Origin of the sequence: Pseudomonas sp. BJa5 (assembly GCF_030272875.2) — a bacterium.
GTDB lineage: Bacteria > Pseudomonadota > Gammaproteobacteria > Pseudomonadales > Pseudomonadaceae > Aquipseudomonas.
In genome coordinates, this window is the sequence record NZ_JALRNG020000135.1 from 1 (window position 1) to 281 (window position 281).

Genomic DNA, 281 nt, shown 5'->3' on the forward strand with positions numbered 1-281 from the left:
AGGCGATTGCCGGGTATCTGTGGGAGCTGCCGCCAGGCTGCGATCGGCCGTGAAACGGCCGCAAAACCTGACGACGCCGCTTCGTCAGACCCACCGAGCTGAACCGATTGCGACTGCTGCGCAGTCGATCGCAGGCTTCGCCAGCTCCTACGGTCGACAGGTGATTGCCGGGTATCTGTGGGAGCTGCCGCCAGGCTGCGATCAGCCGTGAAACGGCCGCAAAACCTGTCGACACAGTTCCTTCAGACCCACCGAGCTGAACCGATTGCGACTGCTGCGCA

The 281-nt window shown here is 63.3% G+C and carries 1 protein-coding gene; it reads left to right on the forward strand.

The window, feature by feature from the left end; genetic code table 11:
• Positions 1–211 (forward strand): hypothetical protein (locus M2D63_RS25730; RefSeq protein WP_285865884.1); only part of this gene is annotated, 211 nt, incomplete at its 5' end.
• Positions 212–281: the final 70 nt, after the last annotated feature.